This is a genomic window from Butyricimonas paravirosa (assembly GCF_032878955.1).
GTDB lineage: Bacteria > Bacteroidota > Bacteroidia > Bacteroidales > Marinifilaceae > Butyricimonas > Butyricimonas paravirosa.
The window spans coordinates 4271762-4286646 of the sequence record NZ_CP043839.1 but is presented as its reverse complement, the minus strand read 5'-3'; the positions used below and the strand labels follow the sequence as shown (position 1 = coordinate 4286646).

Sequence of the window (14885 nt, the reverse complement as noted above, 5' to 3'; positions counted from 1 at the left end):
AAATTTTAGATCCTATCAATTTCTTGATTTATGATTTTAGATTAAGTGATTTCCTCCCGCTAACCAACATTTTTAATCATAAATCAGATACTTTTCTCTCACCTTCATAAACTCGGCAACCTCATCCTTCCATCCGGCACGAATCTCTTCTTCCGTTGCTCCATCCTTCAGTTGTTGCTGCACTCTATCATTTCCCACCAGCTTGTTGAACAAAGCATTAAAGAAGGGTTCCTTGCCTTTATACTCTTGATAAGCCAGCAATAACCAAGCCAGATTCAGACGTTTCATCTTTAAAATAGTGTGGTATTCTCCCTGCAAATCCATGCCGTAACAAATTTGTCCCTTGCATTTGGGCTGCATACTCATTCCCTTAATCGGGCGAGGCACGTAAGAATAGGGCATACCTATCAAGCTCGGATGCCCGAACACCTGAAACGGACGTAGCGTCCCTCGTCCCTCGTTGATCGCTGTTCCCTCAAAAAAACAAGTTGACGGGTAAAGCATGATGGAAACAGAATCCGGCAAATTCGGAGACGGGGCATAAGGTAACGCCACGGGTTGTTCCCGACTCCATCCCTCGCAAGGGATCACGGTCAGATCACAGGTCACGCTATCTTTCAACCAACCTTCCCCGTTAATCATTCCGGCATATTCACCTATCGTCATCCCGTACACGACCGGAACCGGGTGCATCCCGACAAAAGACTTAAACTCTTTCTGCAGGACCGGGCCATCCACGTAAAAAGCATTCGGATTAGGACGGTCCATCACGATCAAGGGAATGTTCTGTTCCGCACAAGCCTCCATCACGTAATGCAACGTGGACAGATAAGTATAGAAACGTACTCCCACGTCCTGCATATCAAAAATCATCACGTCAATTCCCGACAGATCCTCCGGCTGGGGTTTCTTTTTTTTCCCGTACAGGGACACCACCTTCAAACCACTCCCGGCATCAATATAATCTCCCACGGTCTCCCCGGCATCAGCCGTACCCCGAAATCCATGTTCGGGACAAAAAATTCGTGCCACGTGAATACCTTTTTCCAACAGGAAGTCCACACTATGCACCGTGTCTACCCGGGAAGTGTGGTTTGCCACGATTCCAACTCGTTTTCCCGTCAACAGATTCCGGTAAACCTCAAAACGTTCTATCCCGTCTCGTACATTCACGGAAATAGCATCCGTACACGCGGATGCTATCACCAAAAATAATATTAAATATCTCATCGATTACTTCGTCTTCTCTTCCTTATCTTTATAATCAATCACCATGGTGTTCAGGATAGCATCCACTTGTTTCATCATATCCCGTTTCTCCTCGTTCGGATAGTACACGTATCCCATCATATAGATCACTCGCTGATGTTCCTCGTCCAGCACCACGTTCAGCTCATACGGCCCCGCCATGAAATCATTCACCACCGTCCACAGGCCACGGAACAACACGGCATAATGCCCGTTATATTTATATTGCACTGCAGTATAAGGGATCTCCAAATCCAGTGCCATATACGATCCCTCACGCGGGCCGGGAATATGTTTCTTCAGCTCCTCGTTCACCCGATCAAAAATAATGGCATAATTAAACTGGCTTTCATGCTCGTACTTTTCAGTAAAGAATATAATACCTTTACTGTTCTTAGTCGTTTCACTTGACATCCACACGAAATCAGTCGTATCCTTATTCACGTAATATCCTGTAGGACAATACAACAATATATTATACTTCTTCTTGAACAAATTAAAGATCCGGGTATCCGCGGTTCGCTTATAAACCGATATTAGCCGATCACGCTCAGCCTTAGCATAGATACCAAGAATTCTTAACTTATTCTCATCAAACAACTTGAAAAACGTTTTCCTATCCGGGGCTGCAATCTTTATATACTTCTGTGTTTTGGCCCACGGGCTATCTGCATACTGCACGTAAGCAGAGTCAATAGAAGGAGAAATCACGACTTGCAATACGTTACGGTGTCCCTTCATATTCTTATCAAAATACCTCTCCGGCAAGTTAAGCACATCAAAAATCGGTTCTGCCTGTGGCAAACCATCCTGTTCCTGTCCAAAGAATTCCCGGATCGTATCACCCACAGGACCATCCCACGTGTTCTTCTCGGCAATAATCAATACCTGATTGATTTTTCCTGTCACGGCAGGCATCAGGTTCTTCGTGGCATCCTTACAAGAACCTAACATTAAAACCATCACGAAAACAAATACAATATTCTTCATAATAATAGAATTGAAAGTTGAAAATTGAAAATTGAAAATGAATCTCACCCTCAATACAATATTAATTAAACCCCTTCCTAACGATATATATAATCAAAAACACAGCATATTTCAATTCTGCATTTTCAATTGCTAAAACTTACTATTGGCCTCATCCAAGATACCTTTCACCGATCCCACGATAATCTTGGCCTCAACCATCACGGGAATACGATACTCGTCATCACTTACCCATACCTTCATGTTCTCTCCCCCTTTAAACACGTCACCGGCCACGAGCAAGGGAGAAAACACGTGACACATCCGCCGCCCGCTATCCGTTTTCACTTTCTCTTTCCCCAAGTAACGAACATATAAATCATATATTTTATCATCCAGTAGAATACGTATCGGGATCTGGTCTCCTTTCTTGTAGTTATCAAAATCCAATTCCCTTGCATACCATGCCACGGACAACATATCGTACGTGTCCGGCAACAATTTAATCGTATCCTTACGTTGGTATTTTCCAATCCGGTGTATATCAGCATGGATCACCCCGCTATCGTAATTCCACACGTAATCAAACGTTTTATGGTAATTCCCCTCGTGCGCTTTTCTCGAAAACTCGTAAGGTTTATAGGTCATACTATCATGATGCGATATCAACGTATCTCTCAGCTTGAACACCCAGTCCCACGAAGGATTCGAATACCCCACGGCAAATATACACTGGGCATTCGGATACTTGTCGGAAGGCTGTACGGTCATTTCCACCGAACCTGCGTTAATCCAGATAAAGCTCCAGTTGTAATAGCCCCTGTAAGTCAGTTTCTCTATCACGTTAGGCAACTTCTTCTGCGATATGGCAGGAAGGCTCACAAACAATGTAACTATCAATATAATCGTTCTCATCGATTAGTTCTATTTCTTTTTTTATCTCCTTCTGTATTCTTCTTTTTACTCGGATCTTCTCTCTTATACGTTTTACTCATGTCAAAGTCTTGCTCGACATCGAAATTCTTTTTCAATTTTATCTCCGCGGGCAAATATTTTATCTCTTCCGGCTGCAAATGTTTCAAGTAATTACCCGTGTCCCATTTCCCGTTTCCGTTCCGGTCGAGAATAGCCCGGATCATATAAGTTCCCTCTCCCAAGTAATCAAAGATGACCTTCCCATCTCCCTTGATCGTCCGTTCTTCCAGCACCTTGATCTCCTTATCGCCCTGGTAAAGTTGCAAGATAATCGGGGTTGTAGCCTCCTTCACGTTCACGATAATATTCCCGTAATCCTCGATCGCTTTCGTTTTAAAATCCTTCACGAGCTTGTTATTATACAACCCGTAAATACTATATATACCCATCGAATCGATCAACAGCTGATATTCCGTTTCCGGCTTCCATTCTTTCTCCACGTAATACCTACGAATTTTCAGACTATCATGTTTCAAGTTAAAGTCAACCGGGGTCAAAACGGAATCCACCATTTCCAACAATTGGATATTCTTCAACCCCTCCTCCACGATCGGACGATCAAACTCCAGTGTGATGTTCTTATTCAAATCCACCGTACTACCAACACCCGCACTAATCTCCATAAACTTAATTGCCGGAATGGAATCCTGTTCCTTCTTACGCTTACCCTTGGGCTCCGGTTTGTCCTTGTAATAGAATTTAATCGTATCCGCAAGCAACACTCGTTTACCAAGCGAATCCGTCCGCAAATAACTGGCCTCTGCCACGAGCGAATCGATCTTGTACACCAAAGAGTCCTTTATCCACAACTGAATCGTATCCCTCCCGGCAGAACGTTCCTCGATATACCAATCATCCTGATTAATCTTATCTAACAGATGTACTCCTAACAATCGCACGTTCAACTGGTTATCAGCAGGTATACTGAAAGTAAAATCCAATCGTTCCCGCTCCTTACGAGCCTCATCAACCAGATACAATTGAGTCTTTTCCTCGTCAAACATCGGGATAAACAAGTTTGTAGGTCCAAACATGGTAAAATCACGCCGGACAATCGTGTCTTTAGACACCACTTTGAACTCCATTCCCTTCTTCGTTCTCCGTCCCTCGACAACCGTCGTGTCCGGATGAATCGTATCATAAACTGTCGTGGGGAACGATATAGTCTGAATCAAAGAATCAATGAAACCCACTTTTGTCTCTGAAGGCACAAACAAATAATTTCCTCTCGCATCATCGATTGCCATTACCCGATAGGTATCATTCTTAATATTAGTCACCCGAAACATTCCGGCACTATCCGTTTTAGCCACGTAACTCGGCAAATCGGTCAGCGCCACGGAATCCGCGGTATTCTGGTAGAACATCACGGTAGCACCCAGCACGGGCAACTGCGTTTGCATATCAATGACCTGTCCCCCTAGCTCCATCGAATCCAGTTGCGGCCCCGTGGAAAACACGTAGCGATAGAAACCGAGCGGGTTTCCCTCGTTATTATCCACGATCGCGTCGGCAAAGTCCAGCGTATAAGTCGTGTTCGGTTTCAAAGAATCCTGAAACGTCACCCGCACGTATTTTCCCCGCAAGCTCACCCGGGCTTTCTTCTTCATCGGGGGAGACATCACGAATTTCTTGTTAATATCCTTTAACTGAACATATTCGTCGAAATAAATATCGATCTGCTTTCCCTTGAAATTCGTTGAAAAAGATTCCGGAACCTCCTTGATAACCTGAGGGGGTGTCACGTCCTTCTCTCCTCCCTGCGGGTAACCCCTGTTTGCACAGGCATATATAATCAACGCCACGATAATAGCGACAAAACAGAATCCGTTCCAAAAAAATTTATTCATAGTCCTCAAAAATATTAACTTTACAAAACTAGGGAAAAAAAGCTAAAATCCTTTCAATTTTAGATTTAAGATTCAAGTTTTTTTAGATGCTGCCGGACTTTCCCAAACAAGCACCACTTACCCGTACTCCCTTGATTTTACTCAATTCCATCATACACGCCCGGATCGTGGCTCCACTTGTCACGACATCATCTACCAGCAACACGTGGCATCCCTCTACCCGAGTAGTATTCCCCAGCTCGAAAGCCTCGACCACGTTATCAGCCCGCTGTCCCCGTTCCAAACCTGTTTGTGAAGGGGTGTTTACCACTCGCCTTAACACTTCCGGCTCGATCCGTCCACCTAAAACACTTGCAATCCCCGTGCCAATCAGAAAAGCCTGATTAAATCCCCGTTTCTTCTCCCGTTCGGGATGTAGCGGCACGGGAATAATACAATCAATCCCACGGACATCTTTCATCCGTTCTCCCAACATTTTCCCGGCCCACACGCCCAATTCCCGGTTGGAACGATACTTGATAGCGTACACTAATTTATGAAAATCACTTGCCCGGTCATAACGGAACAACCAGTATAAATGCTCGATTCCCAAATCATCCGCAAGCACCTTGTCCGCCTCCTCATCAACACCCTCGTTCAAAGGCAAACCGCTTAAACAAGCTGAACACAAAAAAAGCTCACCATCAACCAAAACATCACCACACACCACGCACGTGCGGGGATATAACAATCTGAAAAAGCGGGAAAAAATAGAAGAAACAAACCGTGTCATTGTTTGACAAAATTATACGTGATCGTTCCCGTCTGTCGTTCCGGGGCTTTCTCGTCAACGTTAAATTCCGACTTCAAGGCTGCATCTACTGCCACCTCACGCAAAGAATCATCTTTATTCGACTCCGCATCCACCACCTCAGCCTTAATAACCCGTCCTTGCCGATTCACGACTACCGCAACCACGATTTTTCCACCGAACTCGCATTTATAAACAGGAATCGGCAGATAAGTCTTGTAACGCCCTTTTATATTATATGACACGCTACTCTTCCCCACGTAAACCGTGGATTGGAGTGAATCCAACATCCGTTCCTTCTTATCTCGCTGGACACGAATACTATCCTCCTTGTAATGCTTGTTTTTATTCGCCCGGTAACGTCCCCCGTAATCACTATCAATCTCCTCCTGGATCTGTTCAATATACTCTTCTACTCGTTCGTGAGGCTGGGTCTCAGCATTTTTCTTCACGGCATCCTCGTTCACCGCCAACGAACGCAACATCTCGTTCACCTCCTCGTCAGCGCTTTGTTGGAGAATTTGCTCCTTCTTTTTTTGCTCCTCTTGCTTTTGCTGAACGATTTCCGGTTCCGGCATATCAATCTCGATTTCCATCCTCTGTTGCGAATCCAAACGTGAAATTCCGACACAAACCAAAAAGATAGCAAGCACGAGATGAAAAATTACCGTACCCATCACACCATGTCGGTGTTCCTTCAACCAATCCAACAGAGAATCTCTAATAGCATATATATCATTTTTCACGCTCATAACTTTACTCGAATTTAATCGCCTTCACCGGGCTAATCTTGGAAATCAGCATCGTTGGGACAATCAGCATTAAAACGGTTATCACGATTACTCCTACATTCAATAATATCACGTATCCGAGACTAAAATTAATTGGAACCGTGTCCATATAATACGTCACAGGATCAAGATGAATTACACGGAATATCGCCTGAATTCCTGCCAAAACAAAGGCCAGCACATTTCCCCATAACATTCCTTTAATAATCAATCCTGCCGATATGTACAGGAACAATTTTCGCAAAGAAACATTTTTGTAGCCTAACGCTTTCAATATCCCGATCAAAGTAGTCTTATCCAGAATCAAAATCAATAACCCCGACACCATATTAAAACCGGCCACCGTGACAATCAAAATCAGGATCACCCACACGTTCATGTTCAACAACGCCAACCAGTCAAAAATTTGCGGAGCCACGTCGGCAAGCGTCTGTACCTCGTAATTTCCACTCGCATCATACACGACACTTTCCACCTCCTCTACCACCTCGTTTAATCGCTCCACATCCTCCAGTTCGATAGCAATCCCGGAAACCTCCCCCGGCCCCCAGTCATTCAATTTCGCCAGATGTCGTTCATCAACCAACACCATCACGTCATCATACTCCTTGAAACCCGTGTCGTAAATTCCGGCAACGGTAAACACTCTCGCTCTCGGCGGGTCCTGCACGAAATGGGCCGTGACTTTTCCACCGACACCGATTTCTAGCATATCCGCCACGGAGGCAGAAATTAATATTTCATTTGACGCCCGTTCCGTTTTAAAATCAGGCATTTTTCCCTCCTTCAGATTCTCCCTGAAAAAAACAACATCATACCCCACATCTATCCCTTTCAATACCACCCCGTGAATCTCCTCTTTACTCTTGAAAATTGCGGGCTTTTCGATATACCCGTACACGTTCTTCACACCTTCCACCTCTTTCAAGCCTTTCACCAGACTCTCCGATTCACGGACCACTCCCCCCTCACTCGTCGAACCGGGAACAAAAGGCACCACGCTCAAATGAGCCGTGAAACCCGACAATTTCTCGGTGATCTCGTACTTAAACCCCGTGATAATAAACAACGACAATAACATCACGCACAACCCCAAAGCGATCCCAACAATCGCAATCTTTACGATCGGCACCGACACGGATTTCGTGCCGTCCCCTTTCAACAACCTACGCGCAATGTACCATTCCAGATTCATAACAATTGAAAATTGAAAATTGAAAATTGAAAATGACGATCACTTCAATATTTCAATTTTACTATTATCCAACTGCAAAACTACGAAAACAAAAACAGATTCGAAAGAGGGTGTCCAAGAATGTATTTAAGAATCACGAAATGCACCACCACACAGATATCCTTCACCCATTGCAATAACGTACAAACACAACCATAATAATCTTCTTATTCCCTTTCATCACCCTTTCAACGCCCATGCATAACCCTTTGTCAATAGAGCAACAACGACTACAAAAAGAGAGTAAAACATTGAGAACAGACTTTTACAATAGGAAAACCCGATTATTTCCATCTCTAAAAGTATTCTAAACAAGGATATATCAAATCACTTGCAGCACACAAGCAAAAAGAAAATAATCAATTTCAGAATCAAACTAAATTAGACACTCCACTTCAAATTTAAAACGATTTCGGAATATATAATGACAATTTTTTATTAAACTCGCGTACATGCTGAGAAAAAATAGAATAAATCATATAAAGTAGTCATGCAAAATAATCTAATTGACAAAAAGATCGTTGACCAGAAGCTGGCAGCCTGCGGGATCAGTGACATGGAAGATGCCACGATACGCGACATCGTGAAAGTGGTGAATATGGTGGAAGCCGAAAGCGGGGAAAAATTCATCCGTATGGAAATGGGTGTTCCCGGACTTGCCCCTTCTAAAATAGGTATCGACGCCGAAATCGAGGCGCTACGTGCCGGATGCGCTCAATTCTACCCGATGCTCGAAGGCCACAAGGAATTCAAGGAAGAAGGTTCCAAGTTCGTGAAGAACTTCGTGGACATCGACATCAAGCCGGAAGGTATCATCCCGACCGTGGGTTCCATGCAGGCCTGTTTCGCCGCCTTCATGGCAGTAACGGAATGTAAAAAAGGAAAAGACACCGTTCTTTTCATCGACCCGGGATTCCCCGTTCAAAAAACACAAATGCAAGTTATCGGAAAACCGTTCGAGTCATTTGACGTTTATAATTACAGGGGCGAAAAATTACGGGAGAAACTGGAAGAACATCTTTCCAAGGGAAATATCGCTGCCATCCTGTACAGCAACCCGAATAACCCGGCTTGGATATGTTTCACGGACGAGGAATTGAAAATCGTCGGGGAACTGGCCACCAAATATGACGTGATCGTGCTGGAAGACTTGGCCTACTTCGCCATGGACTTCCGTCGGGATCTTTCCGTACCGGGTAAAGCCCCGTTCCAACCCTCAGTTGGTAAATACACGGATAACTACATCGTCATGATCTCCGGTTCCAAACTATTTAGTTACGCCGGGCAACGTTTGGGAATCATGTGTATTTCTGACGCTTTATACAACCGGAAATACGACAACCTGCACGATCGTTTCGGGGGAATGGGTACGTTAGGTTACACCATCGTGAACCGGATCATTTACACGTTATCATCCGGAACGACTCATTCCTGCCAATACGCCATGGCCGCCATCTTGAAAGCCGCCAACGAGGGACGTATCAACATCCTCGATGGGGTACGGGAATACGCGGAGAGAGCCCACGCCATGAAAGAGCTGTTCACCAAATACGGTTTCGAGATCGTGTATGACCGGGATTTGGAAGAACCTATCGCCGACGGGTTCTATTTCACGATCATCTACCCGGGATTCACGGGTGGTGACCTCACGAAAGAAATCCTGTATTACGGCATATCAGCGATCCCGTTGCGTGACACGGGTTCCAAGAAACAAGGTCTCCGTGCTTGCGTTTCTCAAACCGGACTCCACCGGATGCCGGAACTGGAAGAACGTTTAAAACGATTCGCGGCAGATCACACGAAATAATTGAAAATGGAGAATTGAAAATTGAAAATGTCTTGCAAAAATCTCATTTTCAATTTTCAACTTCGAGTTTTCAATTTACTGAAATTGAATCGGGAAAAGCTCCAGCGGAATGGCCTTAACATGAAAGTAAAACAATGTTAAAATACAGGGAAACTATTTCATGATTCAATTTAAGTTTGTAATTTTATCCCGTAAATGTGTTACAAAATATAAGGCAAAAAGAGAATTTATTTATAAATCATAATCAATTCAATTATGGCAAAATTTAGAGGCGCTGTCGTCGTTGACAAAGAAAAATGCAAAGGATGTAACCTTTGCGTGGTCGCGTGTCCTACCAAAACTCTCGACTTGGCGAAAGAGGTAAATGGAAAAGGATACCACTACTCCGAGATGGTAAACCCGGAAGCATGTATTGGATGTGCCAGCTGTGCGTTGGTATGCCCGGATGCGGTGATCACCGTTTACAAAATGAATGTACAATAAGAATAAAAACTACCGAAAATGGCAGAAGTAAAATTAATGAAAGGGAACGAGGTATTAGCCGAAGCTGCTATCCGTTGTGGATGTGATGCTTATTATGGTTACCCTATTACCCCGCAATCCGAAGTCATGGAGACTCTCATGTTACGCAAACCGTGGGAGGAAACAGGAATGGTCGTATTGCAGGCCGAAAGTGAATTGGCCTCTATCAACATGGTATACGGTGCCGCTGCTTGCGGTAAAAAGGCAATGACATCATCATCTAGCCCCGGTATCTCGTTGATGCAAGAAGGTTTAACCTACTTGGCAGGAGCAGAACTTCCCTGCTTGGTGATCGATGTAGTACGTGGAGGCCCAGGATTGGGAACCATCCAACCGGCACAAAGTGACTATTTCCAGGCAACCAAAGGTGGTGGTCATGGTGACTATCACTTGATCGTACTTGCTCCCGCTTCCGTTCAAGAAATGAACGATTTCGTAGGACTTGGTTTTGACTTGGCATTCAAATATCGTAACCCGGCCATGATCCTTGCCGATGGTGTTATCGGACAGATGATGGAAAAAGTTCAATTGAGCGAATATAAACCCCGCTGGACACAAGAAGAAATCGACAAGATGTCTGATAGCTGGGCTTTAACCGGTAAGAAAGCACACCGTTCTCACAACACGGTAACTTCTTTGGAACTAGACTCTTACAAACAAGAGGTTTTCAACCACAAACTTCAAGAGAAATACAAAGCGATGGAAGAAAACGACGTTCTTTTCGAAGAAATTCAATGTGAAGACGCAGAATACATATTTGTGGCTTATGGATCAGCATCTCGTATTTGCCAAAAAGCAGTACAACTATGCCGTGAAAAAGGAATCAAAGTAGGTATCCTTCGCCCGATTACCCTTTATCCTTTCCCGAAGAAAGAAATTGCACGCTTGTCTAAGAAAGTTAAAGGTATCTTGACTGTAGAGATGAGTGCCGGTCAAATGGTAGAAGACGTTCGTTTGAACGTGGCCAATAACATCCCGGTAGAACACTTCGGACGTTTCGGAGGAGTAATCCCGACACCGGAAGAGATCGTTGAAGCACTTGAAAAACAAATTATAGGAGCATAAGCTATGTCAGTAGAATTAAAAGATATAATAAAAGAGGAGAATATTGTTTACAAGAAAACTCCCGTGCTTACCGATAACGTGATGCACTACTGTCCGGGATGTTCCCATGGCGTGGTTCACAAAATTATCGCGGAAGTGATTGAAGAAATGGGTATCCAAGACAAAACCATCGGTGTTTCTCCGGTAGGATGTTCCGTACTCGCTTACAACTATTTGGATATTGATTGGGCAGAGGCAGCACACGGACGTGCACCGGCCGTTGCAACCGGTATCAGCCGTATTCATCCCGATCGTTACGTGTTCACCTATCAAGGTGATGGAGACTTGGCATCTATCGGATGCGGGGAAATCATGCACGCTTGTAACCGTGGTGAAAACATCGTGGTAATCTTTATCAACAACGCAATCTACGGTATGACCGGAGGACAGATGGCACCAACCACCCTTTTGGGACAGGTAACCGCTACCACTCCTTACGGACGTGACGCTAAATTGAACGGATTCCCGATGAAATTAACCGAATTACTTGCACAATTGGATGGAACTTGCTACGTAACCCGTCAGTCAGTTCACACCCCGGCTAACGTGCGTAAAGCAAAAGCCGCTATCCGCAAGGCATTCGAGAATACCCGGAAAGACAAAGGAACTTCTTTCGTGGAAATCGTTAGTACATGTAACTCCGGTTGGAAAGTAACCCCGGTAGAAGCCAACAAATGGATGGTAGACAACATGTTCCCGAAATACCCGTTAGGAGACATCAAAGACATTTAATCAGTTCATAAAGTTCATAAAGTACATAAGGTCCATAAAGTCTCTGTACTTACCTTATAAACTTTACAACTTTATAAACCTTATAAACTCTAAAATTATGACAGAAGAAATCATTATAGCAGGATTCGGTGGACAAGGAGTTCTTTCTATGGGAAAGATTCTTGCTTACTCCGGAATTATGCAAGATCAGGAAGTTGCTTGGATGCCTTCTTACGGTCCTGAAATGCGTGGTGGTACTGCCAACGTGACCGTTATCCTGAGCGACGAGCGTATCAGCTCCCCGATCTTAACGAAATACGATACCGCTATCGTCTTGAACCAACAATCTATGGACAAGTTCGAAAGTATGGTAAAACCGGGTGGTACTTTAATCTATGACCCGAACGGTATCACTCACGAACCGACGAGAAAAGACATCAATATCTACAAGATCGAGGGAACCGCCATTGCCGCAGAGCAAGGTAACCCGAAAGTGTTCAACATGATCGTTCTTGGTGGATTCTTGAAGGTAAAACCGATCGTGAAACTTGACAACGTGGAAAAAGGTTTGCAAAAATCTTTACCCCCTCGTCATCACAAGATGATCCCGATGAACATCGAGGCCATCCAGACCGGAATGAACAGCGTTGAAGTTGTTAACCAACTATAAAAGTAAATAACCCCGCCTTCCGGCGGGGTTATTCGTTCATTTACCCAGCACTTTCTTTAGAATCTCCCCCGCATCAACCATTCCCCCGACCATTCGTGAAACCACGACACCATTGGGATCAATTAATACCTTCGTCGGAAACGAGGAAATATTAAATAAACGTACCACGTCATACTCGTCCCGTCCCTCGTTATTCAATATTTGAGTCCACGTCATTCCATCCTCTTTAACTGCCGTCTTCCAAAGTTTCCGGGCCTCGTTCAAATCTTTCACGTTCTCTTGGGCCACGTTGATAAAAACGACCTGTTTTTTGTACTTTTCATACAACTCTTTCAAATGAGGATGCGATGCCCGGCAAGGTCCGCACCAGCTTCCCCAGAAGTCCAGCAACACGTACTTTCCCCGTAACTTTTCAAGAGACACCGTTTTCCCGTTCATATCTTTCTTCACGAAATTCTTTGCCGGTTGCCCCGTTCTCGAATCCTTACTCCGCTCCAGACGCTGCGCGATCACCCGCCCGTAGGGACTTGCTTTCAAGTTTTCGGGGAAACGATTATAAATATCTTCGGCCTCGTTCTCGTCAAACCAGATGTAATGTTCCCACAACTCCATCACCGAGATAAAACTATTCGTATTCTCCCGGATAAATGCCATGACCCGACGTTTTCCCGCATCCCATGACGCTTGGAACTCGTCCGGGTAATCCCGAATATCACCACCACGAATAATATTATCCATCACCAATTGGTTATAATCTCGCTCGTCTGCCTCCAACAGATCATAATTCAGACGAACAAAATCATGAGAAATCGCTCCGCCTCTTTGCCATTCCAACTCGGCTACCTTCCCTTTCTCTGCATCAACCTTCACCACGGCAGCCTCTCCCGGAACAACGATAAAGTTGAAATGAGGATAATAATCATTCCCTCTTGCCGTGGGACAAGCCAGTTCTTCACACAACAAACGTACACTTGCGGCCACCGTGTCCCGTCCCGCAAGGCTAATATCTATCATGTGATTATCGAACTCGTAATCTTCCCGTTCAAACTTTCCACGCAAGAAGTAAGAAACCGTCACTTTCCCTTTCTTCACCCCATCTATGGAGGCCCGCAGACGGTATTCCTTCTTTCCCTCAAGATTCAACAGCGTCATGTAAAGCACTCGCCGATTCGTATTTTCAAACTCATCCAGATGATCCCGGAGTAACCCGGCCGCCAAAGTCTTTATAGCGTCATTCTCTTCTTGCAAGGCCCCCAAACCAAGCAATATGGAAAAACGATCCTTGGATTCCAGCGATGCAAACTTTTCCCTGCAAATATCCAGATAAGCCTTCAAATCACCTTCCCAACGAACCCTCGCAATCTCATCCAGTTCCGACATACAACCGAGATTCGCCAAAGCGGCCTTCTGAATCTTTGTTTCCAAATCCTGCAAAGCCTTTAAGTTTTCTCCCGTATCCGGGACTCCCTTCGCCATCACGAAAGGGATCATCTCTTGCCGTAGCCAATTATACAACAAAGGCTCGACAACCTCTTGTCCGTTTGCCTTGATAAAACGATCTTTGTTAGCAAACACGTAATCGGCCTTCGGATCCTTGTAACTCAACGTGTAACGGGTATAAAGAAAGAAGTTTTCCGGTTTCACTCTCTTCTTATCCGATAGTTTATCAAAATACTCCTGTACAACCTTTCCACCGATCTCCCCGTTTCCCGTCTCCATCTGTAACAAAGCATACTCGTTCACCAACTCCGGTGTACGCTCTCCCTTCTCGTAACGACGTGTCAAACCTTCAGGCGACCATTTAGGATCAATTCCTTTCCTAATCTTGTCGACAAACTCATCCGCCGGACGGGCTCCTGCCGTTCGATAAACTTCCGTCCCATCCGCCCGTAACACCACGAATGTCGGGTAAGCCTTCACTTGATATTTCTTTGCCAACTCTACTCCTTCACCCTTCTCCGCATCCACTTTCAGATTCACAAACGTCCGGTTAAAATACTCGCCGACCTGATCTTGGGTAAATACCTCCGAAGACATCATCTTACACGGTCCGCACCACGTCGTGTAGAAATCAATGAATATCATCTTCTTCTCTTTCACCGCAACAACCTGCGCCTCCTTCATCGTCAACGACTTAAAATCAACTCCCTGAGCAAAAGATGACAGCGGTAAAATTACCGCTATCATCCAGAATAATATTAGATTTTTTCTCAT

Annotated in this window: 13 protein-coding genes; 5 read left to right on the top strand and 8 right to left on the bottom strand. The window is 44.6% G+C overall.

Annotated elements, in window-relative coordinates:
* Positions 1-72 precede the first annotated feature (72 nt).
* The 7 genes from F1644_RS17370 to F1644_RS17340 form a co-directional block, all read right to left on the bottom strand.
* Positions 73-1230 (bottom strand): exo-beta-N-acetylmuramidase NamZ family protein, encoded by a 1158-nt coding sequence (locus tag F1644_RS17370; RefSeq protein ID WP_118594379.1) that lies wholly within the window; start codon positions 1228-1230, stop codon positions 73-75.
* 3 nt (positions 1231-1233) lie between these two features.
* The gene (locus F1644_RS17365; protein WP_118304438.1) at positions 1234-2238 is read right to left on the bottom strand and encodes a DUF4837 family protein; all 1005 of its coding nucleotides are present in this window, start codon (positions 2236-2238) and stop codon (positions 1234-1236) included.
* Positions 2239-2370: 132 nt separating this feature from the next.
* Positions 2371-3132, bottom strand: coding sequence for a DUF3108 domain-containing protein (locus tag F1644_RS17360; RefSeq protein ID WP_118304439.1), 762 nt, complete (start codon positions 3130-3132; stop codon positions 2371-2373).
* Entirely contained in the window at positions 3129-5042 is a 1914-nt protein-coding gene (locus F1644_RS17355; RefSeq protein ID WP_118304440.1) for an Ig-like domain-containing protein, read from the bottom strand. The genes F1644_RS17360 and F1644_RS17355 overlap by 4 nt, the downstream gene beginning before the upstream one ends.
* 82 nt (positions 5043-5124) lie before the next feature.
* On the bottom strand, positions 5125-5814 hold the full coding sequence (locus tag F1644_RS17350; RefSeq protein WP_118304441.1) for a ComF family protein: 690 nt from the start codon (positions 5812-5814) through the stop codon (positions 5125-5127).
* A complete protein-coding gene (locus F1644_RS17345) occupies positions 5811-6584 on the bottom strand; it encodes an energy transducer TonB (protein WP_118304442.1) in 774 nt (257 codons plus the stop codon). Before F1644_RS17345 ends, F1644_RS17350 begins: the two co-directional genes overlap by 4 nt.
* Positions 6585-6588: 4 nt before the next feature.
* A complete protein-coding gene (locus F1644_RS17340) occupies positions 6589-7818 on the bottom strand; it encodes an ABC transporter permease (RefSeq protein WP_118304443.1) in 1230 nt (409 codons plus the stop codon).
* A 529-nt stretch (positions 7819-8347) separates the two neighbouring features.
* On the opposite strand from F1644_RS17340, the gene F1644_RS17335 reads away from it, so the two are divergent.
* The 5 genes from F1644_RS17335 to F1644_RS17315 all read left to right on the top strand — a co-directional run bounded on the left by F1644_RS17335 (position 8348) and on the right by F1644_RS17315 (position 12671).
* Positions 8348-9664: a pyridoxal phosphate-dependent aminotransferase gene (locus tag F1644_RS17335; RefSeq protein WP_118304444.1), complete on the top strand. Its 1317-nt coding sequence runs from the start codon at positions 8348-8350 to the stop codon at positions 9662-9664.
* A 255-nt stretch (positions 9665-9919) separates the two neighbouring features.
* Entirely contained in the window at positions 9920-10147 is a 228-nt protein-coding gene (locus F1644_RS17330; RefSeq protein ID WP_087420939.1) for a 4Fe-4S binding protein, read from the top strand.
* Positions 10148-10165: 18 nt separating this feature from the next.
* Positions 10166-11251 (top strand): 3-methyl-2-oxobutanoate dehydrogenase subunit VorB, encoded by a 1086-nt coding sequence (locus F1644_RS17325; protein ID WP_087420938.1) that lies wholly within the window; start codon positions 10166-10168, stop codon positions 11249-11251.
* A 3-nt stretch (positions 11252-11254) separates the two neighbouring features.
* Entirely contained in the window at positions 11255-12022 is a 768-nt protein-coding gene (locus tag F1644_RS17320) for a thiamine pyrophosphate-dependent enzyme (protein WP_087420937.1), read from the top strand.
* A gap of 97 nt (positions 12023-12119) precedes the next feature.
* Positions 12120-12671: a 2-oxoacid:acceptor oxidoreductase family protein gene (locus F1644_RS17315; RefSeq protein ID WP_027202853.1), complete on the top strand. Its 552-nt coding sequence runs from the start codon at positions 12120-12122 to the stop codon at positions 12669-12671.
* Between the two features lie 36 nt (positions 12672-12707).
* On the opposite strand, the gene F1644_RS17310 is transcribed toward F1644_RS17315, so the two are convergent.
* Positions 12708-14885: a TlpA family protein disulfide reductase gene (locus F1644_RS17310; RefSeq protein WP_118304445.1), complete on the bottom strand. Its 2178-nt coding sequence runs from the start codon at positions 14883-14885 to the stop codon at positions 12708-12710.